This is a genomic window from Nocardia yunnanensis (assembly GCF_003626895.1).
Lineage (GTDB): Bacteria > Actinomycetota > Actinomycetes > Mycobacteriales > Mycobacteriaceae > Nocardia > Nocardia yunnanensis.
The window spans coordinates 3,060,616-3,085,360 of the sequence record NZ_CP032568.1 but is presented as its reverse complement, the minus strand read 5'-3'; the positions used below and the strand labels follow the sequence as shown (position 1 = coordinate 3,085,360).

30 protein-coding genes are annotated in these 24,745 nt (G+C 68.4%); 19 read left to right on the top strand and 11 right to left on the bottom strand.

Annotated elements, in window-relative coordinates; translation table 11 throughout:
- The first annotated feature begins 19 nt into the window (after positions 1 to 19).
- Entirely contained in the window at positions 20 to 562 is a 543-nt protein-coding gene (locus D7D52_RS14310; RefSeq protein WP_120736785.1) for an amino-acid N-acetyltransferase, read from the top strand.
- Positions 563 to 608: 46 nt separating this feature from the next.
- Entirely contained in the window at positions 609 to 893 is a 285-nt protein-coding gene (locus D7D52_RS14305; RefSeq protein ID WP_120736783.1) for a YciI family protein, read from the top strand.
- Positions 894 to 896: 3 nt separating this feature from the next.
- Here D7D52_RS14305 and D7D52_RS14300 read toward each other — a convergent pair whose 3' ends face one another.
- A complete protein-coding gene (locus D7D52_RS14300; RefSeq protein WP_120736781.1) occupies positions 897 to 2,015 on the bottom strand; it encodes a Gfo/Idh/MocA family protein in 1,119 nt (372 codons plus the stop codon).
- A gap of 90 nt (positions 2,016 to 2,105) precedes the next feature.
- On the opposite strand from D7D52_RS14300, the gene D7D52_RS14295 reads away from it, so the two are divergent.
- Both D7D52_RS14295 and D7D52_RS14290 read left to right on the top strand, forming a co-directional pair.
- On the top strand, positions 2,106 to 2,699 hold the full coding sequence (locus D7D52_RS14295; protein WP_120736779.1) for a TetR/AcrR family transcriptional regulator: 594 nt from the start codon (positions 2,106 to 2,108) through the stop codon (positions 2,697 to 2,699).
- 36 nt (positions 2,700 to 2,735) lie between these two features.
- A complete protein-coding gene (locus D7D52_RS14290; RefSeq protein ID WP_120736777.1) occupies positions 2,736 to 3,167 on the top strand; it encodes a TIGR03668 family PPOX class F420-dependent oxidoreductase in 432 nt (143 codons plus the stop codon).
- 22 nt (positions 3,168 to 3,189) lie between these two features.
- Here the strand turns inward: D7D52_RS14290 and D7D52_RS14285 are convergent, their stop codons facing one another.
- Both D7D52_RS14285 and D7D52_RS14280 read right to left on the bottom strand, forming a co-directional pair.
- Positions 3,190 to 3,675 carry an FKBP-type peptidyl-prolyl cis-trans isomerase gene (locus tag D7D52_RS14285; protein WP_120736775.1) on the bottom strand — a complete coding sequence of 162 codons (486 nt, stop codon included), beginning with the start codon at positions 3,673 to 3,675 and terminating at the stop codon, positions 3,190 to 3,192.
- Positions 3,659 to 5,071 (bottom strand): glycosyltransferase 87 family protein, encoded by a 1,413-nt coding sequence (locus D7D52_RS14280; protein WP_162958313.1) that lies wholly within the window; start codon positions 5,069 to 5,071, stop codon positions 3,659 to 3,661. Before D7D52_RS14280 ends, D7D52_RS14285 begins: the two co-directional genes overlap by 17 nt.
- A gap of 275 nt (positions 5,072 to 5,346) precedes the next feature.
- On the opposite strand from D7D52_RS14280, the gene D7D52_RS14275 reads away from it, so the two are divergent.
- The 3 genes from D7D52_RS14275 to D7D52_RS14265 are packed head-to-tail and all read left to right on the top strand — an operon-like array spanning position 5,347 to position 7,283.
- A complete protein-coding gene (locus D7D52_RS14275; RefSeq protein WP_120736771.1) occupies positions 5,347 to 5,616 on the top strand; it encodes a hypothetical protein in 270 nt (89 codons plus the stop codon).
- Between the two features lie 32 nt (positions 5,617 to 5,648).
- Entirely contained in the window at positions 5,649 to 6,650 is a 1,002-nt protein-coding gene (locus D7D52_RS14270; protein ID WP_120736769.1) for a Gfo/Idh/MocA family protein, read from the top strand.
- 60 nt (positions 6,651 to 6,710) lie between these two features.
- Positions 6,711 to 7,283: a dihydrofolate reductase family protein gene (locus D7D52_RS14265; protein ID WP_120736767.1), complete on the top strand. Its 573-nt coding sequence runs from the start codon at positions 6,711 to 6,713 to the stop codon at positions 7,281 to 7,283.
- A gap of 75 nt (positions 7,284 to 7,358) precedes the next feature.
- Here the strand turns inward: D7D52_RS14265 and D7D52_RS14260 are convergent, their stop codons facing one another.
- The 5 genes from D7D52_RS14260 to D7D52_RS14240 all read right to left on the bottom strand — a co-directional run bounded on the left by D7D52_RS14260 (position 7,359) and on the right by D7D52_RS14240 (position 10,843).
- Positions 7,359 to 7,580: a hypothetical protein gene (locus D7D52_RS14260; RefSeq protein ID WP_120736765.1), complete on the bottom strand. Its 222-nt coding sequence runs from the start codon at positions 7,578 to 7,580 to the stop codon at positions 7,359 to 7,361.
- Positions 7,581 to 7,732: 152 nt separating this feature from the next.
- Positions 7,733 to 8,689 (bottom strand): GGDEF domain-containing protein, encoded by a 957-nt coding sequence (locus tag D7D52_RS14255; RefSeq protein WP_120736763.1) that lies wholly within the window; start codon positions 8,687 to 8,689, stop codon positions 7,733 to 7,735.
- On the bottom strand, positions 8,689 to 9,573 hold the full coding sequence (locus D7D52_RS14250) for an SAM-dependent methyltransferase (RefSeq protein WP_222932826.1): 885 nt from the start codon (positions 9,571 to 9,573) through the stop codon (positions 8,689 to 8,691). Before D7D52_RS14250 ends, D7D52_RS14255 begins: the two co-directional genes overlap by 1 nt.
- 223 nt (positions 9,574 to 9,796) lie before the next feature.
- Positions 9,797 to 10,000, bottom strand: coding sequence for a cold-shock protein (locus D7D52_RS14245; RefSeq protein WP_120736761.1), 204 nt, complete (start codon positions 9,998 to 10,000; stop codon positions 9,797 to 9,799).
- 132 nt (positions 10,001 to 10,132) lie between these two features.
- On the bottom strand, positions 10,133 to 10,843 hold the full coding sequence (locus D7D52_RS14240) for an LmeA family phospholipid-binding protein (RefSeq protein ID WP_120736759.1): 711 nt from the start codon (positions 10,841 to 10,843) through the stop codon (positions 10,133 to 10,135).
- Positions 10,844 to 11,012: 169 nt separating this feature from the next.
- Between D7D52_RS14240 and D7D52_RS14235 the strand changes: the two genes are divergently transcribed.
- The 10 genes from D7D52_RS14235 (at position 11,013) to D7D52_RS14190 (ending at position 19,973) form a co-directional block, all read left to right on the top strand.
- Positions 11,013 to 11,867 carry an MlaE family ABC transporter permease gene (locus D7D52_RS14235; RefSeq protein WP_120736757.1) on the top strand — a complete coding sequence of 285 codons (855 nt, stop codon included), beginning with the start codon at positions 11,013 to 11,015 and terminating at the stop codon, positions 11,865 to 11,867.
- Complete coding sequence (locus D7D52_RS14230) at positions 11,867 to 12,652, top strand: ABC transporter permease (RefSeq protein WP_120736750.1); 786 nt, start codon at positions 11,867 to 11,869, stop codon at positions 12,650 to 12,652. The genes D7D52_RS14235 and D7D52_RS14230 overlap by 1 nt, the downstream gene beginning before the upstream one ends.
- A 34-nt stretch (positions 12,653 to 12,686) precedes the next feature.
- Positions 12,687 to 13,706, top strand: coding sequence for an MlaD family protein (locus tag D7D52_RS14225; protein ID WP_162958312.1), 1,020 nt, complete (start codon positions 12,687 to 12,689; stop codon positions 13,704 to 13,706).
- Positions 13,703 to 14,725, top strand: coding sequence for an MlaD family protein (locus tag D7D52_RS14220; protein WP_120736748.1), 1,023 nt, complete (start codon positions 13,703 to 13,705; stop codon positions 14,723 to 14,725). Before D7D52_RS14225 ends, D7D52_RS14220 begins: the two co-directional genes overlap by 4 nt.
- Entirely contained in the window at positions 14,713 to 15,684 is a 972-nt protein-coding gene (locus D7D52_RS14215; RefSeq protein WP_120736747.1) for an MlaD family protein, read from the top strand. The genes D7D52_RS14220 and D7D52_RS14215 overlap by 13 nt, the downstream gene beginning before the upstream one ends.
- 3 nt (positions 15,685 to 15,687) lie before the next feature.
- The gene (locus D7D52_RS14210) at positions 15,688 to 16,785 is read left to right on the top strand and encodes an MlaD family protein (protein WP_120736746.1); all 1,098 of its coding nucleotides are present in this window, start codon (positions 15,688 to 15,690) and stop codon (positions 16,783 to 16,785) included.
- Positions 16,782 to 17,834, top strand: coding sequence for an MlaD family protein (locus tag D7D52_RS14205; protein ID WP_120736745.1), 1,053 nt, complete (start codon positions 16,782 to 16,784; stop codon positions 17,832 to 17,834). The genes D7D52_RS14210 and D7D52_RS14205 overlap by 4 nt, the downstream gene beginning before the upstream one ends.
- The gene (locus tag D7D52_RS14200; RefSeq protein WP_120736744.1) at positions 17,831 to 18,802 is read left to right on the top strand and encodes an MlaD family protein; all 972 of its coding nucleotides are present in this window, start codon (positions 17,831 to 17,833) and stop codon (positions 18,800 to 18,802) included. Before D7D52_RS14205 ends, D7D52_RS14200 begins: the two co-directional genes overlap by 4 nt.
- Positions 18,803 to 18,825: 23 nt before the next feature.
- Positions 18,826 to 19,416, top strand: a complete 591-nt coding sequence (locus D7D52_RS14195) for a hypothetical protein (RefSeq protein ID WP_246023860.1) — start codon at positions 18,826 to 18,828, stop codon at positions 19,414 to 19,416.
- Positions 19,417 to 19,508: 92 nt separating this feature from the next.
- Positions 19,509 to 19,973 carry a DoxX family protein gene (locus D7D52_RS14190; protein ID WP_120736743.1) on the top strand — a complete coding sequence of 155 codons (465 nt, stop codon included), beginning with the start codon at positions 19,509 to 19,511 and terminating at the stop codon, positions 19,971 to 19,973.
- On the opposite strand, the gene D7D52_RS14185 is transcribed toward D7D52_RS14190, so the two are convergent.
- On the bottom strand, positions 19,959 to 20,858 hold the full coding sequence (locus D7D52_RS14185; protein ID WP_162958311.1) for a LysR family transcriptional regulator: 900 nt from the start codon (positions 20,856 to 20,858) through the stop codon (positions 19,959 to 19,961). The genes D7D52_RS14190 and D7D52_RS14185 overlap by 15 nt on opposite strands.
- A gap of 90 nt (positions 20,859 to 20,948) precedes the next feature.
- Between D7D52_RS14185 and D7D52_RS39870 the strand changes: the two genes are divergently transcribed.
- On the top strand, positions 20,949 to 22,082 hold the full coding sequence (locus D7D52_RS39870; protein ID WP_187703151.1) for an alcohol dehydrogenase catalytic domain-containing protein: 1,134 nt from the start codon (positions 20,949 to 20,951) through the stop codon (positions 22,080 to 22,082).
- 30 nt (positions 22,083 to 22,112) lie between these two features.
- On the opposite strand, the gene D7D52_RS14175 is transcribed toward D7D52_RS39870, so the two are convergent.
- Positions 22,113 to 22,727: a dihydrofolate reductase family protein gene (locus D7D52_RS14175; protein ID WP_120736741.1), complete on the bottom strand. Its 615-nt coding sequence runs from the start codon at positions 22,725 to 22,727 to the stop codon at positions 22,113 to 22,115.
- A 73-nt stretch (positions 22,728 to 22,800) separates the two neighbouring features.
- Complete coding sequence (locus tag D7D52_RS14170) at positions 22,801 to 23,643, bottom strand: helix-turn-helix domain-containing protein (RefSeq protein WP_120736740.1); 843 nt, start codon at positions 23,641 to 23,643, stop codon at positions 22,801 to 22,803.
- 162 nt (positions 23,644 to 23,805) lie between these two features.
- On the opposite strand from D7D52_RS14170, the gene D7D52_RS14165 reads away from it, so the two are divergent.
- Positions 23,806 to 24,699, top strand: coding sequence for a coiled-coil domain-containing protein (locus tag D7D52_RS14165; RefSeq protein ID WP_120736739.1), 894 nt, complete (start codon positions 23,806 to 23,808; stop codon positions 24,697 to 24,699).
- Positions 24,700 to 24,745: the final 46 nt, after the last annotated feature.

Genomic DNA, 24,745 nt, shown 5'->3' with positions numbered 1-24,745 from the left:
GCCGACTACTGTGCACCCCATGACAACACGGGTACCAGACAGCGGTTCCATCGGCGGGCAGGCGGCGAACACGCCGGTCGTCCGCCGAGCGCGAACCTCTGATGTGCCCGCGATCAAGAACCTCATCGACATCTACGCCGGCAAGATCCTGCTCGAGAAGAACCTGGTCACCCTGTACGAGGCGGTGCAGGAGTTCTGGGTCGCCGAACTCGACGGGCAGATCGTGGGCTGCGGTGCGCTGCACGTGCTGTGGGCCGATCTCGGCGAGGTGCGCACCGTCGCGGTGCATCCCGACATCAAGGGCACCGGGGCGGGGCGGCTGCTGGTGGAGCAGCTGATCACGGTGGCGCGGGAGCTGGCGTTGCGGCGGCTGTTCGTGCTGACCTTCGAGGTGGATTTCTTCGCCCGCCACGGCTTCGTGGAGATCGAGGGCACGCCGGTGACCGCCGAGGTGTACGCCGAGATGTGCCGGTCCTACGACACCGGTGTCGCCGAGTTCCTGGACCTGTCCTACGTCAAGCCGAACACGCTCGGGAACACCCGAATGCTGTTGACGCTCTGACTCTTCCGTATCCAGTTTCCGTCATTTCGATCAGGAGCGATCAGCCATGGCCGTTTTCGCCGTCCACTACGTCTACTCCGACGCCACCGTCCCCGGCCGCGACGAGCACCGTCCGGCGCACCGCGCGTGGCTCAACGCCCTCGTCGACGAGGGCGTCGTGCTCACCAGCGGCCCGTACCCGGACGGGTCGGGCGCGCTGATCCTGGTGCGGGCCGATTCCCTCGACGCGGTCAGCGAGTTGTTCGAGAACGACCCGTTCCAGCGGGAGGGCCTGCTCACCGACAAGCGGATCGTCGAGTGGGTGCCGACCATGGGCGCGTTCGTGGCCTGAGCGTCAGTTCGGGATCGGTTGCCGCGCACCGGAATCGGCGCTGCGGCGGATGACGTCGAGGATGCGGTGCATGCGCAGGCCCGTCTCGAACGAGGGCACCGTGTCCGCGCCGGTGATGTCCTCGGCGAGACGGGCGTAAAACCGTGCGACATTGCGGGATTCGACCGGCAAGCTCGCGAGCGGTGCCGGGTCGGCCGGGGTGAGGTCCTGCCAACTGCCGTCCGGGCGAGACGCCAGCAGGGTCAGATCGCTCATCTGGATGCCGCCCGCGTGCAGGCCGGGCGCTCCGGCGGCGGTGTCGTTGGCGAGCACCAGATCGCCTGCCGTGCCGGAGATTTCGATGCGGGTGTGGGCACCGGTGAGCTTCGCGTCATGCAGGTGGGCCGAGACCACGACCTCGCCGATGCGGGCGTTCAACAGCAGGTGATCCGGGCTGGTGGCCCGCACCCGCTCCCCCGTTTCGAGCACGGTGTTGTGGGAGTTGCGGATCGCGAGGTCCGCCGACAGTTCGGTGAGCCCGCCCAGTAGATACTCGAGCGGGTCCAGGGTGTGTCCTCCGGCGACTTCCAGCAGGCCGGCGGCATTGTCGCGGTCGAGCGTGTAGGCCGCCCACTGCGGGATGCGGCCGCCCGCACCCTTGCCGCGCGAGGAGTAGACGGTGGCCGAAACCGGTTCGCCCACATGGCCTTCGGCGAGCAGTTCCCGGGCTCGCTGAACCGCGGGCGCGAAGCGGGCCTGCAGGCCGACGACGTGGCGACCCGGTGCGGCGGCGGCCGCGGCGACGATGGCTTCGGCCTCGGAGGTGGTTCGGGTGAGCGGCCATTCGGAATACACATGCTTACCGGCTGCGAGGGCGGCGCCGATCAGTTCGGCGTGCGCCGGCACTTTCACGGTGATGACGACCAGATCGACCTCGGGATGTTCGGCCAGAGCGCTCGCGTCGGTGAACGCGTACTCGGCGCCGAATTCCCGCGCGGCCCGTTCGGCGCTCTCGCGGCGGCTGGTGCCGACGGCGGTGAGTTCGAAATCCGGCAGGGCGTGCAAGGCCGGGATGTGGGCGCGCGCCGCCCAGCCGCGGTCGGGACTGGCACCGATGATTCCCACTCGAAGGCGGTCGGCCATCGTTCACTCCTCCACTAAACGGACTCGGTCGGTCCGTTTTGACGCTAGCCAAGCGGACTCGGAAAGTCCACTTTTGCTAGAGTCCCGGTCATGACCGCCGTCGACCGCCTGCTGGCCCGCGAACCCGGGCCGACCCCGCGTGCCGACGCACGCCGCAATCTCGAGCGACTGGTGGTCGCGGCTCGATCGGCGGTGGCCGAGACCGGGGTGAACGTCACCGCCCAGGAGGTCGCCCAGCGCGCGGGCGTCGGGAAGGGCACCTTCTACCGCCGCGTGCCCTCCCTCGAGACACTGCTGCAAGTGGTGCTGGAAGAGGTGCTCGACGAGGCCGTGGCCGCCGCCGACCGCGCCCTCGAAAACCCGGACCCCTGGCGGGGTTTCACCGAATTCGCCGCCGCCTACGTGACCCTGCGCAAAGAAAGCTGCGGCGTGAACGAGGCCCTCGGCGGCGCGGGCAGCTGCGATCTGGAGCGCTGCCTCGGCGACCTGCGCGAGCGGCTGCGCGAATTGGTCGGCCGCGCACAGGACAACGGGTCGATGCGCGCCGACATCCCCTGGGAGGATGTCGCCTTCCTGCTGGCCGGGGTCGCCACCGCCGACCGCACCATCGGCCTCACGGCCGCCCCCGACCAATGGCACCGCAACCTGCGCACGGTCCTGGACGGCCTCGTCGCACGCCCCTGAAGCCACTCGGCGGCACCGGCGGGCTACCGTTCAGTCGTGCGCTTGGACGTGTCGGCCGCCCTGGCCCGGTTCCGCGACGCCCGGGTCGCGCGCCTGGCCACCGCCGACGCGGCCGGGCAGCCACATCTGGTCCCGGTCACCTTCGCGGTATCCCCCACGGACACACCGCTTTTCGCGGTCATCGCCATCGATCACAAACCGAAATCCACAACGAACCTGCGGCGGCTGCGCAATATCACAGCCAATGCGCGAGTATCACTGCTGGCCGACCACTACGACGAGGACTGGACCCGGCTGTGGTGGACGCGACTCGACGGCCGAGCCGAAATCCTCACCGGCCCAGCCGATCTCGCGGATCCCATGGAATGGCTGACTGCCAAATATCCGCAGTATCGGGCCACGCCGCCGACCGGTCCGGTGATCCGGATCGCGGTCGAGACGGTGCGCGGCTGGGCCTATTCGGGCTGAAACCCGCCCGCCCGGTGCCGAATCAGTGCTCGTGGTCGTCGTCGCCGTGCGGGTGGCCGTGCGCGAGCTCGTCCTCGGAGGCGTCGCGAATGTCGAGGACCTTCACCTTGAAGTGCAGCCGCTGCCCCGCCAGCGGGTGGTTGGCGTCGATGGTGACCTCGTCACCGTCGACCGCGCGCACCACCACGATCTGCGATTCGCCGTCCGGCGCCTCCGCCTCGAACTCCATGCCGACCTCGAGGTCCTCGACGCCGACGAAGGCGTCGCGCTCCACGGTGCTGACCAGTTCGACCAGGTAGTCGCCGTAGCCGTCCTCGGGTTCGACGACGACCTCGAGCTCGTCGCCCGGCTTGCGACCCTCGAGCGCCCGCTCCAGGCCCTCGACGATGTTCTCGGCGCCGTGCAGGTAGACCAGCGGCTCGTCGCCGACCGAGGTGTCCAGCACCTCGCCGTCGTCGTCGGTCAAGGTGTATTCGATGGAAACGACCTTGTCAGCGGCAATCGACATGGTGGTGGGCCTTTCGAGAAGGAATGCGTACCGGGTCAATGTATCGCCTGAGGACCAGACCGCTCGTGACCAACTGCACCAGCACATAGCACCCGGCGTAGGTCGGCACGGTGAAATACGCGAACCACACCGAATTGTCGGCGCGCGGCAGCAGGAACAACCCGATCCCGATCGGATGCGGCGAGCCTTCCATGGGCGGCCGGTCGGAGAAGGTCCACCACCAGCAGAACCCGATGAGCACCACACCGGCCGGGGCCAGCCAGGCCGTCCGGCGGTCGGCGGTGCGCGCGTACTGCCAGGCCAGGATCACCAACGGCACGAACCACACCCAGTGGTGACCCCACGAGAACGGCGAGGCGCACGCGGAGGTCATGCCGGTCACGGTGATGGCCAGCAGTTCCCGCCCGGCCCGGTGCGCCACGGTCGCCGCCGCCAACCCGAGCGCGACCACCGGCACCACGACCAGCAGCCACAGCCAGGTGGGCGGCTGGAACACGGTCCCGCCGTCCACCGCGAACCGCTCGATGTCGAAGAACCGCAGCAGTTGCGCGATCAGCCCGTTGACCGACTGATTTGCGGGCGAGTCCACCGCCCCGACCCGTCCGGCCGCGGTGACCTGGCCGTGCCAGTAGGCGAAGGCGTCGCCGGGACGCAGCGCGAAACCGAGTGCGATGGTCGCCGCGAACGTGCCGGTCGCGACACCCAGGGCCCGCCACTGCCGCGTGCAGGCGAGGTAGAGCAGAAACAGCGCGGGCGTCAGCTTGATCCCGGCGGCGAGGCCGACACCCACCCCGCGCAGCCGCGCCCCCGGCGGCCGGGTGAGATCCCAGACGATCAGCAGCACCAGCAAGACGTTGATCTGCCCGAGCCACAGGGTGGTGCGCACCGGTTCGAGGACCGTGCACCCGACCGCCAGCAGCGTCGCGAACACCCAGGTGCGCACCGTATTCCGGTAGTGCAGCCCCAGCAGGCAGCGTCCGGTCAGCGCGACCAGCGCCAGCATGGTGGCGACCCACCACAGGATTTTCGCCTTCATCAGCGACACCACGGTCAGCGGCACGAAGACGAGCGCCGCGAACGGCGTATAGGTGAACTCCATACCGAAGACGACCGGTCCGTCGTAGAGCCCGCTGCGATTGCGGAACACCGCACCGCCCGCGCGATAGACCTCGAGGTCGAGGGCATTGTTGAACAGCCCGTAGTACGGATTGTCCAGCGGCAGTGCGTACACGTGCCACACCACCGCCGCCACCGCGAGCACCACACCCGTGATCAACATGCGATCGCTCACCGCGGGCACGACCGCGGACGCACCCTTCGCCGAATCCGCGGACAGGCTCACAGCGCCGGAATTCGATTCCGCCTCAGCGGATTTGTCGTCTTCCCCCACAGCCATCCGCCTACGATAGTCAACGCTCATGCGGCCGGCGCCGTGGTCGCGGCGCTGTCGCAGGCCGTCGGCGGGGCTGGGATCGCACAGGCCACCGGGTGTCGCGGTGCTCGCTCGAACATGCGACGAGTCAAGCACAGATGTCGCTGTGCGTTAGCCAACAGGGCCGCGCCCCGCAAGGGCAGTGTGAGGGCGGCGACACGCCGTCAATGGCCGTTTCATCTAGGGACAGCTGGGCATCCCGTGTAGCGGAAGTCATCGACAGCCTAGGGAGATCTCCGATGCCCGACAGCCGCGTTCTGCCTGCCCCCTCGGAAGTACTGTCCACCCCGCGATCCGACACCCCCGACACCGTGCTCGACGGTGTCGACTGGCCCGGCCCCACCCTGCTGCTGGCCGCCGTCCTCATCCTGGCCTGGACCGTCAGCGGCGCCGCCGACGGCCGCCTGCTCGGCGGCTCCCTGGCCACCCTCGTCACGCTGTTGACCGGACTCGTCTGGATCACCTTGGAGCACTTGCGTTTTCGCGCACGTGATCGCGTCGGCCGCTGACATCCACGACGGGCGGCGGTAGGTTCGATGCGATGAACGACTCCACCCCCGCCCGCCTCCGGATCGGGATTCTGGGTGCGGCGAGCATCGCCCCGCCGGCCCTGATCGGACCGGCCCGGCGCAATCCCGAAGTCGAGGTGGCCGCGATCGCCGCCCGCGATCGGACCCGCGCCGAGCGGTTCGCCCGCAAGCACGGCATCGCGCGAATCTACGACGGCTACGACGCCCTGGTCGAAGCCCCCGACCTGGACGCGGTCTACGTTCCACTGCCGAATGGCCTGCACGGCCGCTGGATTCGCGCCGCCCTCGCCTCCGGCAAGCATGTGCTGTGTGAGAAACCCTTCACCGCCAATGCCGACGAGGCGCGCGACATCGCCAAGCTGGCAACCGATTCGGATCGGGTGGTGATGGAGGCGTTCCACTATCGCTATCACCCGCTGACCCGGCAGGCCGAGGAGATCATCGCCGCGGGCGAACTGGGCCCGTTGCTGCGGGTGGACACCGCGCTGTGTTTCCCGCTGCCCAAGTTCGCCGATATTCGCTACAACTACGACCTCGCCGGCGGCGCGCTGATGGACGCGGGCTGCTACACCGTGCACATGGCCCGCACCTTCGGCGGCGAGGAGCCGGAAGTGGTGTCCGCCCAGCCGATTCTGCGCGACCCGCGCATCGATCGTGCCATGACCGCGCAGCTGCGCTTCCCGTCCGGCCACACCGGGCGGGTGCTGTGTTCGATGTGGTCGCGGAACCTGGCGCGCGTCACCGCCACCATCGTCGGTGAGCGCGGCCGCATGCGCCTGTTCAATCCGATGGCCCCGCAACTGGGTCACGTCATGGCGTTGCGCACCGAATCCGGCCGCAGCCTGCGCACTTTCGACCGCCGACCGTCGTACGACTATCAGCTCGACGCCTTCGCCGCGGCGGTATTGCGCGGCGAGCCGATCCGCACCGGCCCGGAGGACGCGCTCGCGAACATGTCGGTCATCGACGCCATCTACGCGGCGGCGGGCATGCCGTTGCGCCGCCCGAGCTGAGCGCGGCGACCTATATTGTCCTGACGGAGGAGCCCCGCAGCTTCTATCAGGAGACATCTCATGCGCACTCTGATCAGCACTGCCTTCATCTCTCTCGACGGGGTCGTGGAGGGGCCGGGCGGTGAACCCGGCTACCGCAATTCGGGCTGGACCTTCAAGGACATCGAGTTCGTGCCCGAGGCCTACGAGATCAAGGGCCGCGAGCAGGACGAGGCCGCCGCGATGCTGCTGGGCCGGGTCAGCTACCAGGCGTTCAGCCCGGTGTGGCCGGACATGGTCGAGTTCGCGGGCTACAAGGCGATTCCGAAGTACGTGGTGTCCACCACGCTGAACGACGGCGAGCTGGTCTCGAACTGGGGTGAGACCACGATCCTGCGCTCGCTCGAGGACGTCGCCGCGCTCAAGCGAACCGAGGGTGGGCCGATCATCGTGCACGGCAGCGCATCCCTCGTGCGCGCGCTCTCGGACGCGGATCTGATCGACCGCTATCACCTGCTGGTGTTCCCGCTGCTGCTGGGCGCGGGCAAGCGGCTGTTCAGCGCCACCGACAAGGACGCCCAGCGGCTGCGGCTCGTCGAATCCGAGTCCTACTCGAACGGTGTGCAGAAGAACGTCTTCGACGTCGTTCGCTGACGCCTCACGTCCCCGAAAACCGAAAAGGTCTGCCGCGCACCGAAGGTCGCGCGGCAGACTGCTGATTCGGGACGGTCAGTGCGTGGGCGCGGAGGAGCCCAGCGCGACGCTGATGCTGTTGACGATGGTGGACCAGAAGTTGCCCAGCGGCGAGGTGCCATTGCTGGAGCTGATGCTTGAGGAGCCGCTGGTGGCGGAGCCCGAGGGGGTGTCGGCGGTGGCCGGTCCGGCCACTCCGATCAGGACGGCGGCGAGGGCGAGGGTGACGAATCCGGCGCGACGAGTGTTGTGGATCATGGCAGCGAACAGTAGTGAAACCTGATCATTTCAAACTCGATTCGAAGAGATTCGTCTCAGACAGCAAAACCCCAGGAAGTTCTCCGCCGAATACCCGCTTTCCCGCACCAAGTCCGGCGGGTTCGGTCAATGCTCACCCCTCCGGCCGATGCTCACTCGCTCGGTCGATGCTCGGTGTGATAGCGGTGTCCGCCACCGGATTTCGCGACGTACATGGCCCGGTCCGCGGTGTGGATGAGGCTCGCGGCGTCCCGGCTGTCCGCCTCGGCGGTAGCGATCCCGATGCTGGCGCGCACCCGCACCGGCCCGGCCGACAGCTGGAACGGCTGCGCGATATCGGTGAGCAGCCGGGCGGCGATCGCCTGCGCCTTGTCGTCGCCGCCGGCGGTGGCGATGACGAATTCGTCTCCGCCGTAACGGCATACGCAGTCCTCGGGACCGGTCACCAGCCGCAACCGTTCGGCGACGGCCACCAGCAGCTCGTCACCGACCCGGTGGCCGTAGCGGTCGTTGATCTGCTTGAACCCGTCCAGGTCTACCACCAGGATGGCCAGCGCACCCGTCTCGGCCAGTGGCCGGCCGCACCATTCCTCGAGCACGGCCCGATTGGACAGCCCGGTCAGGCGATCGTGGGTGGCGGCGTGATGCAGCCGGTCCTGCAGTTCGGTGATCCGGTGTTCGCGGGCGGCGACCGCGGCGCGCAGGATCGTCTCCTGCTCGCCGAGTGCGCGTTCGGCCAGCGCCTCGGCGTAACCGGCCACCGCGTACCCGGCGTGCAGCGCCCAGGCCGGGGTCGCCTCGGTCGGCGCGGCCAGCAGGATGGCGCTGGCCAGCGGACCGACGAAGCGGGAGCTGGTGGGCAGCCCGGGAATCGCGCCCGCCAGTTCCGCGCCGAGAATCCGTGCGGCGCCGGCGTTTTCGCCGTCCTCGTGGCTGATGTGGTCGAGCTGCCGCAGGAACTCGGTGGTGCGTTCGACGGCCACGGTGGTGTCGGTCGGGTGGTAGCCGGCCTGGGCGAGCAGCCGCAGGTATTCGGTGGCGGCCCGGCGCAGCGCGTGTTCGCGGTCGGGCGGACCCGATCGCGCCACACCCACCGGCCGCATGGACATCACAGGCGCCCCACGCCCGCGTAGCCCGGCGACTTCAGCACCGGCTCGCCGGGTGGTTCGGGCCGCCAGTCCGACGGCGACACCAATCCCGGCGCCACCAGCTCGAATCCGTCGAACAGCCGCAGGATCTCCGCGCGCGGCCGCATGGTGAGCGCGGTCGGCGTGCGCTGATACATCTCCTGCACGGCGTGGTGGGCGTCGGTCTCGGCGCTGCCGTGCACCATCACCAGGTAGCTGCCCGGCGCCAGCCGCTCGCGGATCTGCGCCATGATCCCGGCCGGATCGGCGGAGTCGGGGACGAAATGCATGACCGCCAGCAGCAGCACCGCGACCGGGCGGGTGAAATCGAGCAGATCGGCCGCACCCCCGGCGCCGAGGAACGCACCGGGACTGCCGAGGTCGCCTTCGATGACGAGGGTGTTGGGGTCGTCTTTCAACAGGGCGCTGCCGTGGGTGACGGCGACGGGATCGTTGTCCACGTACACCACCCGGGCGCCGGGCCGCACCGCGCGGGCCGCCTCGTGCACATTGCCGACGGTCGGGATGCCGGACCCGATGTCGAGGAACTGGGTGATGCCCTGCTCGGACAGGAAGCGCACGGCCCGGCGCAGGAAGGCCCGGTTCTCGCGGGCGATCACCTGCGCATCGGGCATCTGGATCATCATCTCGCGGGCGAAGGCCCGGTCGACGCGGAAGTTGTGGGAACCGCCCAGCAGGAAGTCCCAGACCCGGGCGGCGCTGGGCCGGTCGAGGTCGACCGTCAGCGGCGCCCACTCCGGGCGCACATCGGCGGCCTCGGGCTGCCACTTGTCCTCGGGCGGCACGGCATGTTCGGGCTGCCCGGCTTGTTCGGGCTGCCCGGTCCCCTCGGGCGGTACAGACACTTTCTCCGGTTGTACGGACACGCATCCTCCCCAGGATCGACCAAACTGTTCCCCGCCGAAAGCGACCTCATTCGCCCTGCCAGTTGATCAGCCTACCGAGTAATGCACCCGCTCGCAGGCGGGCACCCGGCGCCGCCCCGGGAGTGTGGCGCAGGCAACGGCCGAGGCGTCCCCGAACGCACGAAACCCGCGCTCTGCGGCGCGGGTTTCGATTCGCGGACTGCTAGATGGCGCGAACGCTCTGCGCCTGCGGGCCCTTGCGGCCCTCACCGATCTCGAACTCGACCCGCTGGCCCTCTTCGAGGGACTTGAAGCCGGAGCCGGAAATCTCGGAGTAATGCACGAAAAGGTCGGGACCGCCGCCGTCCTGGGCGATGAATCCAAAGCCCTTCTCGCCGTCGAACCACTTCACACTGCCTTGCGACATACTTTTTGTTTTGCTTTCTTGTTGCGAGCCGAGCGATCACATCAACTACCCGTACTCGCCGTCCAGCATGTCACATCGGCCGCGAACGGTCATGTGCCGGGCACGCCCGGGGAATTGACGGCTACCGCCGCGTCATCGCGGGATTTGCCCGGCCATATCGTCGAATCGCACGTGGTGGGCGGTGGCGGTGACGCGCAGACCGTCGCCGCCGGGCTGGATGCCGGTCAGTTGCGCGCCGAGCGGGAGTTGTTGCAGTGGAACGGTGAAAGCCAGCGCCTGGCTGACCAAGGCCAGCGGAATGGTCGGGCCGCCGCCGGCCGGCTGCACCGAGACGGGCGTCACCTCGATGCCGTCGGGGGTGGGGGCGACGCTGACCCCGACCGTGGCCGGGACCGAAATGCCCTGTATCTGGAAGGTTCCGGTCACCGACAGGCCGTCGGGTCCCTGCGCGATCGAGTCCACGCCCTGCGGCGCATAGGCTTTCACGGTGTCGTAGGGCACCAGCGCGGTGGCGGTGGCCGTGGCGGCGACGAGGTTCGCGGTGCGGCCGGCGAGCACATCGTTCAGCGGCGCGGCGACCTCGGTCAGGGTGACGTCGAGGTCGTGGACCGACAAATTCTTGTCGCTCCAGTCCCCCACCCGGATATCGATGTCGCGGTAGCGGCCGTCGAGGGCCTGGGTCAGGAACGGAAAGCCGCCGATGGCGACGCTGGGCTGCTGCGGCAGCCGGTATTCGTTCGCGATCCGACGCGCGATCTCGTGCTGCGCCATCACGACCGTCACCCGGTCGCCGACGACCAGCGCGATCGCGAGCACGACGAGCAGACCCACTAACGCGCGCATGCGCTCACCTCTTCCGGCATCCCACCATCATGCTGTCGATCGTGCCCGGGCGTCGGGCGCCGCCCCGCGCCCGAACGTACAGAAAGCGCCACAGCTGAGCGTTTTCGCGTACGGCCGCGGGCGAAGTGGGATCGTGACTGTGGGGGTGCGCGATAGGGAGGAGGTATTGATGAAACCTGTTCCAGCTCCGCGGTCGCGCTCGGAAACACCTTCTGCCGCACGGATCGTGCGGCAGAACGTCACGGACGTGACGCTGGGGAGTCTGCGCACCTTCGGCCGCACGGTGCTGCTCGGCATCGAATCGGTGCGCGGCGGGGCCGCCGACGTGCTCGCCGGAAAGTTCCAGTGGCGCGAAATGCTGTATCAGGCTTGGTATCTCATCACCGTCACCGCACTGCCCGCCATCCTGATGGCGGTCCCGTTCGGAGTCGTCGTCTCGGTACAGGTGGGCAACCTCATCCACCAGCTCGGCGCGGACTCGCTCATCGGCGCCGCCGGCGGACTCGGCGTCATCCAGCAAGGAGCACCCATCGCCACCGGGCTGCTGCTCGGCGGCGCCGGGGCCTCGGCCATCGCCTCGGATCTGGGGGCGCGCACCGTGCGCGAGGAGATCGACGCCCTGCGCACCATGGGCATCGATCCCGTTCGCCGCCTGGTGATTCCGCGCGTGGCCGCCATGCTGATCGTCGCGCCGCTGCTGAACATTCTCATCATCTTCGTCGGCGTGGTCGCCGGATATTTCGTGGCGATCGCCGCGCAGAACGTGACCCCGGGCAGTTACTGGGCCACCTTCGGCGCGTTCACGGTGCTCGACGATGTGTGGATCTCGTTGGGCAAGGCCCTGTTGTTCGGGTTCCTGGTGGTGATCGTCGCCTGCCAGCGTGGGCTGGAGGCGCGCGGCGGACCGCGCGGGGTGGCCGACGGGGTGAACGCGGCGGTGGTGTTGTCGGTGGCCGCGATCATCGTCACCAATCTGGTGATCACCCAGGTGGTGACCATGTTCCTGCCGATGCGGGTGGCCTGATGGAGACCGCCGGGTTCATGCTGGGTTTCGCCTGGCAGGCGCTGGCGGGAATTCCCTTGACGCTGCGCCGATATCGCGGCCAGACGCTGCGCACCATCACCGATATGACCTGGGGCCGTGGCTCGTTGATCGTCGGCGGCGGCACGGTGCCGATGCTGGTGGTGCTGGGGCTGGCGATCGGCGCGGGCGTCGGCATTCAGGCGTTCGCGGCGCTGGATCTGATCGGGCTGGGCTCGGCGACCGGGGTGGTGTCGGCGTTCGCGAATACCCGTGAGCTGGCGCCGATCGCGGCCGCCATCGGTTTCGCCGCGCAGGCCGGCTGCCGCATGACCGCCGAGATCGGGGCGATGCGCATTGCCGAGGAGATCGATGCCATCGAATCCTTCGGGCTGCGTTCGGTGCCGTTCGTGGTGACCACCCGCATCCTGGCCGGGGCGGTCGCGATCGTGCCGACGTTTCTGATCGCGCTGATCCTGTCGTATCTGTCGTGCTCGACGGTGGTGGTGCTGCTGCACGGTCAGGCCGGCGGCATCTACAACCACTATTTCGCCCAATTCGCCAGCGGCTACGACATTTTCGCGGCGGCGGTGAAAATCCTGGTGTTCGGTGTCGTGGTCATTCTCATCCACTGCTATTACGGCTTCTTCGCCAGCGGCGGACCGGAGGGCGTGGGCATCGCGTCCGGGCGGGCGGTGCGGGCCAGTTTCGTGGCCGTCATCGCCCTGGACATGGTGTTGACGCTGCTGCTGTGGGGCATCAACTCCTCGATCGAATTCCCGGGGTGAGGCCGTGCCGAACTATGCGATTCCCGGAGTGAGGGTGAGCCGCACCGGCGCGCGGCTGCTGAGCGTGCTGGCGGTCGTGCTGGTCGCGGTGCTGGCGGTGGCGTGGTACGCCTACTCGCATACGCCCGACAGCGCTCGTTTGCGAATCCAGTTGCGCACCAGCCAGATCGGTGACGGCATCGGGCCCGGAACCACGGTGCGCCTCGACGGGGTCGCGGTCGGCCGCATCACCGCGGTGGAGCCGGTGGATCAGGGGCGGCAGCTGCTGAGCGTGGAGCTGGATCGATCCCAGACCGCCGGGCTGACCGACGCGTTGAGCGTGGATTACGCGCCGGAGAACCTCTTCGGCATCAGCGCGGTCACCGTGCATCCCGGGACCGGCGGCACCCCGCTGCGGCCGGGCATGGTCATCGAGCTGGGCGGGCGCGTCGACGACGTCACCATGGGTGCGCTGTTGCGCAGCCTCACCGACACCGCCACCCAGGTGCTCACCCCGAAACTCACCGCCCTGCTGACCCAATTCAGTTCGGATCTCCGGGCTTTCGCGCCGATCCTGCGGGCGGTGGTCACCTTGGCGCGCACGGTGTCCGACACCCAGCGCTACGCCTCGTCGTTCCTGATCGACCAGTACGGGTCGTTCCTGCACGGGCTGGGCGACTTCAGTTCGGCGACGTTCAAGCTGTTCGACTCGATCATGAACATCGAGGTCTTCGTCAACGACCGGCCCAAATACGACGCCTCGGTCAATATGATCGCCAACCAGACCTTCCCCGCCGTCGGCGCGCTGGCCGACGCGCTGGGGAAATATTTCGGCCCGGCCGCCGACATGCTGACGCCGCTGCTGTCGGCGGTGGCGGCGACGGTCCCGGATCCGGCTGCGGCGCAGGCGAATCTGACCGACCTGATCGACCGGCTGGACCGCATGTTCGCCCCCGGACCCGAAGGACCGGCGATCGATGTCGCGGTCACGCTGCGCGGCGTACCCGGGTTGGCGATACCGCTGCTGGGACAGCAGGCGTTCGCCGCGCTCACCACACCTGGAGCGGGACGATGAAGCGACCGACACTGCGGGGACTGCTGATCCGGCTGGGCGTGTTCGCCGCGGTCATGGGCGTGCTGCTGGCGGTGGTGATCACCGCCATCACCCGGCCGGTGAACGGCCGAACCGACGGCTACAGCGCGGATTTCAGCGATGCCAGCGGGCTCAAATCCGGTGACGACGTGCGCATGTACGGGGTGCAGGTCGGCAAGGTCACCGGCATCGAATTGCGCGGCACTCAGGCGCGGGTGGGGTTCAGCGTGCAGTCGCAGCACCCGATCTACGCCGACAGCGTGCTCGCCATCCGCTACCAGTCGCTGACCGGGCAGCGGTATATCGATGTGCGGCAACCGGATTCGCCGGGTGCGCGGCTGTCGCCGGGCACCACCATCGGCGCCGACTGGACGGTGCCGTCGTTCGACATCACCCAGCTGTTCAACGGTTTGCAGCCGGTGCTGCAGGAGTTCTCCCCCGGTGCGCTCAACAAGTTCGCCGAGAGCGTGCTCGCGGTCGTGCAGGGGGACGGCAATGGGATCGGGCCCGCGCTGGACGCCTTCGAGCAGCTGAGCCGCTATGTCACCGACCGGCAGACCGTGCTCAGCGCCATCGTGTCGAATCTGCGGTCGATCTCGAATCAGATCGGCGGCAAGTCCCCGTATCTGATCACGCTGCTGCACGGGCTGGCCGATGTGTTCACCGTCTTCCAGGACAAGGTGGACGGGCTGCTGCAATTGGCCGCCGTGACGCCCTCGACGCTGGCCCCGCTCAACGACATCATGACCATTCTGGGGCTTACCGTGTTCGAGAATCCCAGCCTGGATCGCGATGTGCGGCTGCTGTTCCCCGATCCGCAGGCGGCCCTGGATCTGCTGGGCAAGCTGCCCGGGCTGCTGCAGTCGCTGAGCAATCTGCTGCCGCCGGCGGATGTGCCACCGGGACAGCTGGAACTGTCGTGTTCCAAGGGCGCCGCGCAGGTGCCCGCCCCGCTGTCGATTCTCGTTGCCGGGCAGAGGATTTCGATATGCAATGGCTGAGATCCCGGGGCGACCGGGAGCTGCGTTTCGGCCTGTACGGCGCGGCCGTGCTGGTGGTGGTGTTGATCGCGGTGGGCGTGCTCTACGCGCTGCCGATCGGCAAGGCCACCTATACCGCGGAACTGACCGAGGGGCGGTCGGTGCAGGTCGGAGACGAGGTGCGGATCGCCGGAGTGCACGTCGGGAACGTGAAATCGCTGACGCTGCTGCCGGATCGGGTCCGGATGACCTTCACCGTCAGCGACAATGTCACCCTCGGCGACCAGACCAGTCTGGAAGTACGGATGTTGACGGTGGTGGGCGGCCACTATGTGGCGGCGTTCCCGGCCGGCGACCAACCGCTGCGGAAATCGGTGATCCCGGCCGACCGGGTTCGCCTGCCCTACAGTCTCATTCGCACCTTGCAGGACGCCGCCACCCCGATCGCGCAGGTCGACGGCGATACCCTGCGCAAGAATCTGGCCGCCCTGCAGGATTCGCTGAACGGCAGCCCGGACGCGCTGCGCCGCATCGGCAATGCGACCCAGACCTTCATCGGCATTCTCGACCGCCAGAACGCGGAGGTCTCGCGCGCGCTCACCGTGACCGACGAATTCCTGACCGCCGTCGACCAGAACAAGTCGCTGCTGGGTGTTTTCGTGCGCAAGGTCGGGCTGCTCGAGACCGAGGGCCTCGACCAGGCGGCCGCCATCAAGGAGGCGTTGCGGGTGGCCGGTGAGCTGCTGGCGCGCATCGCCGGGCTCGAACCGACCTGGCGCACGCAACTCGAACCGCTGGTCGACAAACTGCTGGAGGCCCTGCCGCAGTTGAAGGATCTGGGTGCGCGGCTGGACACGCTGGTGCTGGCGCTGACCGGGCTGCAATTGCGGTTGAAGCAGGATGTCACGCCCGAGAGCGGGATCGTGGTCGACCAATCCGCGGTGACGATCTGCGTCCCGGTGCCCGGCAGGGGGTGTTGAGACGTGAAACGGGTACTGGGGTCGCAGGGTTTCGTCACCGCCGTGGGGGTGACGGTGGCGGTGCTGATCGCGGTGGTCGCGTATCTGATCGCGTTCGATCCATTGAAGAAGACCTACGGCTACTGCGCGATCATGCCCGACGCCGTCGGCCTCTATCCGGGCAATCACGTCACCATGCTCGGGATTCCGGTGGGCACGGTGCGCTCGCTGCACGCCGAAGGGGCGCGAGTGCGGGTCGATTTCACGCTCGAGGCGGGTCATCCGCTGCACGGTGACGTCATGGCCACCACCGTCTCCGACACCCTGCTGGCCGATCGAGACCTGGAAGTGCTGGGCGACAACAGCTCTCGCGTCGACTGGATCCGATCGCGCTGCATCGCCAAGACTTTCACGCCCAAGAGCATCACCGAGACATTGCGGGCCTTCACCGGACTGGCCGATCAGCTGGGCGGCTCCGGCGATCCGGCCGAGAGCAGCCGGGTACGGGATGCGGTGTCGGCGTTCGAGCGGGCGACGAGCGATACCGGTCCGCAACTCAACCAGCTGATCAAGGATCTGGGCACGGCCTTGCGGCAGCCGGACGCCGCCATCGGGCATCTGGGTGATCTGATCGACGCGTTCGCCTCGCTGGCCGCGAGCGTGTCGATCAACTGGGCCGATATCAAGCACACCGTCACCGACTTCGCGCCGGGGCTGACCCTGGTCAACGAGGTGTGGGCCAGCGCCGTGCAGCTGCTGAACGGACTGCTGGTGGATTTCCCCATGTTCAACAATATTTCGCACAAGTACGGGCGGGAGATTCTGGACGGGCTCGACGAGATCATCCCGTACCTGAAACTACTGGCGGCCAATATCGGCACGCTGAAGAAGATCATCGACATGATCCCGGCGCTGGCCGACGCCTTCGGTCAGGTAGTCGATCCCGACACCGGCCGGGTTCGGATCACCTATGCCGCACCGAAAGTCGGGCTGCCGCCGGGACTGGCCGATCAGGTGTGCGCCGCGGTGGATGCCGCGCGGCCGGGGCAGTGCCGCTCGGCGGACGGGTTGGCCACCGTGAATCTCGTGCCCTTGGTACTCGGATTGGCGGGTGCGCGATGACCACGACCGCCCGCGGCCGGTGCGCGGCGCTCGCCCTCGGACTGGCCGTCTCCGTGTCCGGCTGTGCCCTCGACCCGGCCGAGGCGCCCATGCCCGGGGCGGGCGTGTCCGGGCCCACCTATTCGATCACCATCGAATTCGCCAATGCCCTCAATCTGCCCACGCAGGCGAAGGTCGTCGCCAATGGCGCCAAGATCGGCAGTCTGCGGTCGGTGCGGGTGGTGGATCCCTCGCCCGCCGGGCCGGGCCGGGTCGAGGCCGTGGTGTCGATCTCGGAGTCGGTGCGGCTGCCCGCCACCACCACCGCGCAACTGCGGCAGAACACGATCCTCGGCGATATCTTCATCGGCTTGACCACGCCCACAACGGGTTTCGATCACACCATCGCGCCGGGCGGCACCATCCCGCTGTCGCGGACCAAGGCCCCGCTGCAGGTGGAGGATCTGCTGGCGGGGCTGTCGCAGTTCATCGGGGGCGGTGCGCTGCACCAGGTGCAGCAGATCATCGACCAGTCCAATGCGGTGCTGCCCGAGCAGACCGCCGACACCGCGCGCATCTTCGACACCCTGGGCCGCGATATCGAGGACGTCAGCGGCAATCTCGACACCGTCGACCGTTTCCTCGACGCCGTTCAGGCCGATCTCGCCTCGGTGCTGGACAATCCGCGCCAGCTCGGCGAGCTGCTGAGCCCGCGCGGCTCGGTGGAGATCCCGGCCGACGCGAACTCGCTGATTCAAACCCTGGGCGTGGTCGGCAATCTCAGCATCATCGCGCAGGCCATCCGGTGGCTGGGGCCGCTGCTGACCGCGGGGGACGCGGCCGCGAAGGCGTTCGTGCCCATGCTGTTCGGGACCGATCCGCTGGATCTGAGCGCGCCGTCGAATCTCAACCGGTTCGTCGCGCTGGTGCGCGACAAGGTGATTCCGTTCGTCGAGCAAGGGCCGAAGGTGAACATCACCGGCGTGAGCATCGAAGGCGCGCCGCTGGCCGGTGACCCGCAGGTGGATGCTATCGCTCGGGCGCTGCGCATGATCGGGGTGGTGCGGTGAAGCGCAATTCCCTTGTCTCCCTCGGAAGCATCCTCGTGATTCTGGTCGCGGGCAGTCTCTATCTGGGGTTCGGGGTCGCCGGGGTGGACTGGTTTCGCCGCGAGATTCACGTCACGCTGTCGGTGCCGGAGTCCGGTGGGCTGCTGCCGCGGTCGAAGGTGCTGCTCTCCGGCATGGAGGTGGGCCGGGTGACGACTGTGCGGCATGTCGGGGCGGGCGTGCGCGTCGAGTTCCAGGTGGACGCGAAAACCCTTATCCCAGTGTCGAGTCCGGCCCGCATCGAGGAGCTGTCCGCGCTCGGCGAGCCGTACCTGGACTTCCGCCCCACCAGTGGCGACGGGCCGTATCTGCGCGACGGGCAGACGGTGCGGGCCGACAAGATCAGCACACCGCTGTCGATTCCGGAGGTCGCCAAGACGGTGACCGCGCTGCTGCGGCAGGTGGATCCGGCCGCCTTGGCCGCCATCGTCGACACCTTCACCCGCGCCCTGGCCGGCACCGAGCAGCTGGTGCCGCAGCTCTCGCATGCCACCGATCTGCTGGCCGCCACCCTCATGAGCCGCACCGACGTCATTCGCCGGTTGCTGACCGCGCTGCAGGACCATGCCACCGACATGTCGTGGGCGGGAACGGCTTTGACGGACGCGGCCGGGCCGTGGGCGGAGTTCGGGCCCCGGGTCTCGGATGTGGCCGAGGCCATCGCCCGGGTGATCCGGGTCGGCGACGTGCCCGCCGACTATCTCGTCGACACGCCGGACACCATCGGGCTGGTGCCGCTGCTCGAGCAGCTGACCGTGCGCCTGCACGAGCTGGGACCCGCTGTCGCGCCGTTCATTCCGCTGTTCCAGCCGCTGGCCACCGCGGGCACCGCGGCGGCGAGCCGGCTCGATCTCGGCGCGCTCATCACGCAGGCTCTGCACGCCACCAGCCCGGACGGGACCCTGCGCTTGCAGATCACCGTGAAGTAGTCGTCGAAACCCTAGGAGTCGCAATGGAATCGGAGACCGACACCGCTGCCGCGCCGGAGCCCGCCGCCGCGAAGCCCACCCGGTCCGGGGGCCGCACCATCTCGCTGTCGGTGTGGTCGCTCGGCTGGACGGTGGCCGTCGCCGTCCTCGCGATCGCGGCGGTGACGCTCGCGGGCTTTCTGATCGCGGCCCGCCGCGACCTCTCCCATCGGGACGCCCGCGCCGGCGACGACCGGCACGCCGAACAGGTGGCCACCGATTACGCGGTCGGCGCGTCCACCGTGAACTTCGCGGACTTCACGTCCTGGGTGGGCCGTCTCAAAGCCAATACCGTCCCGGCGCTGGCCAACAAGTTCGATTCCTCGGCCCCGAAACTGCAGGACATTCTGACACCGTTGAAGTGGACCTCCACGGCCGCGCCGATCACCGCCAAGGTGGTCTCCGAATCCGGCGGCGTCTACAAGGTGGACGTCTTCGTGAACGTCACCTCCACCAACGCCCAGAATCCGGACGGCGCGCAGACGACGGTCACCTACAACGTCACCGTGGACCGCGGCAGTGACTGGAAGGTCACCGACGTCGGCGGCATGGATGGCGCGCTGCCGCTCAAATAGCCCGGCGGCCTGAACCTTCCGCGCGGCTGCGTCGTGGTATCAGTCCAGGTGAGAAGCCCGCTCACCTCAGATCCCGCACCGGGAGATGTGCCATGCACCTGCTCACCACGCAGACACGACCCCGCGCCGAGACCGCTGCCTTCGCCGCGATCGTGCTGGGCCTGTTCCGGATTCTCATCGGGGTTTCGTTCGCCCTGCACGGCTGTGCCGAGCTGTTCGGCAAACCCGTGCACGCCTACGGCCCGCTGCCCGCCGTCTTCGCCTGGCCGCACTGGTGGGCGGGCGTCATCGAACTCGTCGCGGGCGCGGCGGTGGCCCTGGGCCTGGGCACCCGTCTCGCCGCTCTGCTGTGCTCGGGTGCGATGGCCTACGCGTTCCTCACCGTCCACCTGAAACACGGAATTCTGCCGATCGTCAACGGCGGCGAACCGGCAGCCCTGTTCTGCTGGTCGTTCTTCCTCATCGCCGTCCTCGGCCCCGGCGCGTTCGCCGCGGACACCTTGCTGACGCGCCGCACCCGATCGCGGCGAACCACTGTCGGGTCACCGGCCGACTAGGGAGGCGATCGCCTCGGTGACCGCCGTGATCGCGGGTGTGGTTGCGCCGGGGAGCCGGGCCACCAGGATGCGGCGGATTTCCGGGGGCGCGCCCTGGACGCGTACACCGATCACTCCGGGCGGGAAGACCGGTGACATGCTTTCCGGCACCGTGGTCACACCGAAACCGCCGGCGACCAGATGCAGTTTCGTCATCCAGTCGCGGGCGCTGTGCACGATGCGCGCTCGGCCCGGCAAGCCCGGCCAGACACCGAGCAGCGGCTCCGCGTTCGTGGACGCGGTCGCGATCCAGGGCGCGTCGACCAGTTCGTCGATGTGCACCGCGGTGCGGCCGGCGAAAGTGCCGGTGGCCGAGGCCGCTACGAGCAGTTCGGTGTCCTGGATCGTGGTGGTGCGCAGGCGTGGCGAATCCCCGTCCGGTGGACGGTGCGGCGGACGCGACGACAGCACGGCCAGATCGATCGAGCCGGTGCGCAACGCACGGGTCAAGCCGGGTGTGGTCGCTTCACGGGTGGTGACCGTGATCCGCGGCGCGGTCGCGGCGAGCCGAGCCAGCGCGACGGGCAGGATCACCGGTCCGGCGCTCTGGAACAACCCCAGCCGCACCACCTGCGTGCGGGGCGTCTCGCCGCCGAGGTCGCGTTCGGCGGCGTCGACGGACTCCAGAATCGTTCTGGCGTAACGCAATAGCGTCAATCCGGGGCGGGTGAGCCGCACGCCGTCGGGTCGCCGTTCGAAGAGGGTGGCGCCCGCGCCGCGTTCCAGCGCCGCCGCCTGCCGCGAGACCGCCGACTGCGTGTAGCCCAGCCGTTCGGCGGCCGCGGAGAAGCTGCCCGATTCCGCGATCTGGCACAGCACCCGAAGATTCGCGCTCGACACGTCCATGCTGACCACGCATACCAGATGTGCTCGATCTTCGCTTCCCGCATGCCCGCGGCGTACCTAGCGTGAAGGAGACGAACAGAAAGGAACGCCATGCTCGCAGCGACATTGACCGAGTTCGGTTCGCCCCTCACGGTGCACGAGGTGCCCGACCCGGAGCCCGGTGGCGGCGAGGTGCTCGTCCAAGTGCTGGCGACCTGCGTACTGCCGTACACGGCCGAGGTTTTCAGCGGCGCGCGCCATTATCCGCTCGAGCCGCCCGTCGTGCCCGGCGTCGGCGGCGTCGGCCGAATCGTGCGCATCGGCCCCGACGCCACCAAGCTGCGCGTCGGCGATCTGGTTTGGTGTGACGCGACGGTGCGGGCCCGCGACGACGCCCTGACCCCCGATATCGCCATGCAGGGCTGGAGTTCTCGTGGTGAGGGCGGCGCACAGCTGGCCCGCTACCTGCACGACGGCTCCTTCGCCGAACTCATGCGAGTCCCCACCGAAAACGTGTATCCCCTACCCGCGGAAGCCGATCCCGTTCAATGGGCGGCCCTGTCCATCTACGCCGTCCCCTACGGCGGCCTCCTGGCAGGCGCCCTCGCAGCCGGCGAAACCGTCCTGATCAGCGGTGCCACCGGCAATTTCGGCAGCAGCGCGGTAGCCGTCGCCCTCGCCATGGGCGCCGGCCACGTGGTGACACCCGGCCGCAACCGCGCCGTCCTCGACCTCCTCGCCACCCGTTTCGGCGCGAGAGTGACCCCGGTGGAACTCACCGGCGACGAAGCCACCGACCGATCCGCCATGACCGCCGCCGCCCCCACCCCCATCGACCTGGTCCTCGACCTCCTCCCACCCCACGCCCCCGCTTCCGCCGCCCGCGCCGCCGCCATGACCGTCCGCGAACAAGGCCGGGTAATCCTCATGGGCGGCATCGGCATGCTCGGCGGCCCCGATCTCCCCCTGCCCTACCCCTGGCTCATGCGCAACTCCATCACCCTCCGAGGCCAATGGCTGGCCCCCCGCACCGCCAACCCGGTCCTCATCCGCCTAGCCTCCTCCCACCTCCTCGACCTAGCCCTCGACCGCCCCACCCTCTTCCCCCTCCCCCAAGTCAACGAAGCAATCACCCACGCCGCCACCCACCCCACCCCCTACACCCGCACCATCCTCACCCCCACCCGCCCCGAGTCCACCGAGTGGCACACCACCGCGGCAAACTCGGACAAATCCCCTCGGTGATGTGCCATTCAGTGGTTCAGGCGATGGAATTCATTTTCTGACTTTGTATTTCAGGTGGAGGACGCGCTCGCCTTGGATGACGACGTGGGGGTCTTCGAGGAGGTGTTGGGTGTCGATGTCGCCGAAGAAGCGTTTGCCGGAGCCGAAGATGACGGGGACTACGTCCATCGCGACCTCGTCGACGAGGCCGGCGGCGAGGATTTGGCCGCCGACTTGGCCGGCGTTGACGGCGATGGTGCGGTCGCCGGCGAGGTCGCGGGCGGTGGCGATCGCGGTGTGGATGTCGGTGACGAAGTGGTAGGAGGCTTCGGGGTGCCAGCCCGGTGGCTTGGGGCGGTGGGAGACGACGACCACGTGGTCTCCGGCGGGGGACTGGCCTTCCCAGCCGTTGACTAGGTCGAACAGGGTGCGGCCCATGATGATCGTCCCGATCGACGCCCAGGTGTCGCGAACGTAGGTCGCGGAGGCGCGGGAGACCTTGAAGCCGGTTCCGGCGCCGGAATGGTCGAAGTCCTGATCGCCGGCGGGTTCGGTGATCGGGGTGTCGCCGTGGAAGTACCAGTCGTGCAGCGGGCCGACGTCGTCGTTCTTGTCGGCGATGAAGCCGTCCACCGACACCACGTTGTGCATGATCACCGTGCTCACAGAGTCTCCTTGGATCGCTCGGGCAGTCGATTCCGATTCTGTGTCACCACCGGGGGTGGACGCTTGTAAAAAATCACTCGGCGGGCATGGGTCCGGCATCCGGCGGGAATCGGTCCTGGGCGGGATGTCTGCGCCGCAGCGCCAGATAGTCGGTGGGCGTGTGGCCGGTGAAGTCCTTGAACTCCCTGCTCGCGTGCGCCTGATCGAAATATCCTGCGGTATGGGCGAATTCGGCCCAGTCGACGGGTACTCGCGCATCGACGGACAGGATCAGGCGGGCGAAGCGGTAGATGCGGGCCACACGTTTGGGCGTGACGCCAACATGGGTCTTGAACTGCGCGGCCAGGTGATTGCCGCTGACTCCGGCGGCGTCGCTGAGTGCGGCGACCGGGATCGCACCGTGAGACCGCTCCAGCCTGGTTCCCACTTGCGCTACCAAATTCAAAGTGTGCGAAGGCTTTTCCGCGAGGCGTGATCGCAACTCCTGCTCGACGAGGTCGAGTGCCTCGGCCGGAGAGACGATCTCACCGAGCCGATCGCGGATACGCGCCAGCGCGCGTTGCCACACCACGTCGGCCGGCACATAGCGATCCCGCAACTCGTCCGCCGGGATATCGGTGAACGCCGAGAGTCCCCAGGGTTTGAAATGCACCCCGACCAGCCGCACGCGCGCCGGGTATTCCAGCAGGAAACGCTCGGTCCACAAACCCGTGAACCACGCGTCGACCAAGACCGCGGCGGGCACCGCGGGGTCGGGCACCGACAGCCGGACCGGGTCGCCGAGGTTGATGAACAGATGAGCCGAAGGCATCGGAGGAACGAGCACACGGCGATGGCGCGGCACTCCGGACAGACAGTAGATGTCGTCGACGAACCGATTCAGCGGCGGGCCGGGGACCCGGCCCACGTAGCGCATTCGTTCATTTTTACAGCACAGCCAAGCTCGGAGTCGCGCTTCCAGCGTGCAGTTCTCGATTTCACGATGGGTTCAGGCGTCATCTGCCGTCAGGACTGTGTCCGATTTTGACCAGGGTCTCCTACCGGGCGGGTGGCAGGCGGGCCCGTAGGCTAGGGCGATATGACGCTCGACCAGGTCAGGTCCGAACTCTATGGGCTCCCGCCCGCAGAGTTCGTGACCGCCCGCACCGAGCGGGCGCGGCAGGCCCGCGACGCCGGGGACAAGACCCTGGCCGCTGCCATCGGCAAATTGAAGCGGCCAACCGTCGCCGCGTGGGCTCTGAATCTGCTCTCGCGTGAGGCCGGCGAGGATGTCCGCGCACTCCTGGAGGTCGGCGACGCCCTCCGCGATGCGCAGCGCCGCCTGTCGGCCGACCAGCTACGCGCGCTCACCACTGAGCGGCAAAAAGTGGTCAATGCCGTCACTCGCAAGACCGCGGAGCTGGCCGCGGATCGAGGCCAGCGGCTGACCGAACCCGTCCAACGCGATATCGGCGCCACTCTGCAGGCCGCCTTGGCGGACCAGTCCGTCGCCGAGGCGCTCCGCAGCGGAATCCTCACCGCCGCAGCCACTTACGAAGGATTCGGTCCCGCCGCGCTGACGGCGGTTCCTGACAACCGCAGCTCCGCAACGCGCTCGACGACCGCCGAACCCGCCGAGGACCGCGCCGAGAAATCGGCGGCGCAGACGCGCACGCGCGCCGACTCCACAGCTGCCGAGAAGTCCGCCGCCAAGGCCAAGCTGCGGCGCCAGCTCGACCAATTGCGCGCCGAACTCGAATCCGCCCGCGCCGCAGTGACTTCCGCCGAATCCGCCCACAACACCGCAGTCGCCGACCTCACCGCCCTCAACGACCGCATCCAAGCCCTACGCACCGAACTGACCGAAGCCGAACACCGCCACCGCTTCACCGCCGCCACCGAACGCTCGACCCGCGAAGCCCTCCACCAAGCCCAAAAGCACCTCAGCACTCTCGAACGCCGTCTCGACCGCACCCAGCCGCCGCCCGCCTGAACCACCCCCGCCATCACCGCCCGCCTGAATAGCCCCGCCGACCGGT